The following is a 1,751-nucleotide window of genomic DNA, read 5'->3' as shown; positions in this document are numbered from 1 at the left end:
AAGCGGTGCCTCACCTGCACACGATGGGACGAAGGATTCTACGGACGCGCACAACGCGTCCCTACCATCCGGCGCGGCGCATCGGGGTGGTAGGGAACCGCTGTGCGGGTCCGTGATCATGGGGCTGCGGCTCCGCAGGCGCTCAAAAAGGTGCGCCGTCCTTGCGGCGGTGAAAATGCGGGGACCCTCGGCATTCGCAGGCGGTGGAGCGCTCGTCCACGCTGAAGGCGGGAGTTTTAGAAAAGGGGGAAAGCGGTGCCTCACCTGCACACGATGGGACGAAGGATTCTACGGACGCGCACAACGCGTCCCTACCATCCGGCGCGGTGCATCGGGGTGGTAGGGAACCGCTGTGCGGGTCCGTGATCATGGGTCTGCGGCTCCGCAGGCGCTCAAAAAGGTGCGCCGTCCTTGCGGCGGTGAAAATGCGGGGATCGTCGCGCCCGCCTCCCGGTGCTTCCGCGCGTGTGCGCAGGTGATTTCAATACTACCACATTATACCATGTTTATATACACCCTGCCACGCCACAGCCTCTTTCCGCATCTTTTTCCATAAAGCGCGTTGACTTTTAAAATCTGGACCCAAGACTTTTTCCATTCACCCGAACGGATCGCAGGTCTCCTGCGGCCCGTGCGGGGGATGCCAGAACCTGATCTTCCTGACCATGACACTGAACACGACCTCCGTCCTGCCCGTCTCTCGCGCCCCTGCTGCCGCAACCCACACCGCGCCGCCTTCAACGGCGGCCGCAGAGCCCCCGGCTCCGCCTTCACTTCCACCGGCCTTGCTCACCTCCGCCCAGCTCATGGCGGCGCTGGGCATCAGCCGCCGCATGCTGAAGAAGTGGAACCGCGGCAGCTTCATCCCCTCCATCGGCGTGCGCCATGCGCGGCGCTATGACCTGGAGCAGGTGATGGAGGCCCTGCGCATGCATGGGAAGCCGGCCACGGCGGCTTCCTCCGCTGCCGATGCTGCCACTGCTTCCGCCACACCCGTCCTGGGCGATTCCACCGGGATGGCTGCGGTCTTCTAATACCAGTTACCACCATTTTTAAGCACACAGGCGCCTCTTTGCCAGCGCCTGCCAACTCCTGTTTTTCGATCACCACCATGCCCCCTGCCCTGCCGCTGTCGGAAGCCCCATGGACAGCGCACCTTTTTGAGCGCCTGCGAAGCGGCAGCCCCATGATCACGGACCCGCACAGCGGTTCCCTACCATCCCGGAGCGGCGCGCCGGGTGGCAGGGACGCGTTGTGCGCGTCCGTAGATTTCTTCCTCCCAGCGCGGTCTGCCGCCCACCGCCCCCCTTTCCAATCGCCTACGCCTCTCAGCCTGCGACTCGCCGTGATCGAGGACGAGGACGATCCGGCCAACCACTGCAAACAACCGCAAACCACGGCCAACCATTGCAAACCTCCCCTTTTATGACTACACGCCCACCCAACCACCATGACATACCAGCCCTGAAGGAACGCCTGCTCATCCCGGAGGTGTGGCGGAAGCTGGGGCTGGAGGGACAGCCGGCACAGACTTGCCGCTCCCCCTTTCGCGAGGACAAGCCCCCCTCCTTTTCCATCTCCAAGGACGGGAAGCGCTGGAAGGACTACGGCACCGGCCAGAACGGGGACGTGATCGACTTCATCGCCATGGCGCGGCAGATCAGCACCGGGGAGGCGTTGCGGGTCTTTCTGGAGCTGGCCGGGGTGTCGCCCTCCAGGCCCGGCCACGCGCCGCACGCGGGCTCCCCACG

The 1,751-nt window shown here is 64.6% G+C and carries 2 protein-coding genes; both read left to right on the top strand.

Going from position 1 to position 1,751, the window contains the following annotated elements:
• The first annotated feature begins 665 nt into the window (after positions 1 to 665).
• Positions 666 to 1,034, top strand: coding sequence for a hypothetical protein (locus WAW39_RS17370; RefSeq protein ID WP_422320450.1), 369 nt, complete (start codon positions 666 to 668; stop codon positions 1,032 to 1,034).
• Positions 1,035 to 1,425: 391 nt separating this feature from the next.
• Positions 1,426 to 1,751 (top strand): CHC2 zinc finger domain-containing protein (locus WAW39_RS17365; RefSeq protein ID WP_422320449.1); only part of this gene is annotated, 326 nt, incomplete at its 3' end.

The sequence above is a fragment of the Prosthecobacter sp. genome, assembly GCF_049294395.1.
GTDB lineage: Bacteria > Verrucomicrobiota > Verrucomicrobiia > Verrucomicrobiales > Verrucomicrobiaceae > Prosthecobacter.
The sequence above is the reverse complement of the archived record's forward strand: the minus strand, read 5'-3'. Positions and strand labels throughout refer to the sequence as shown.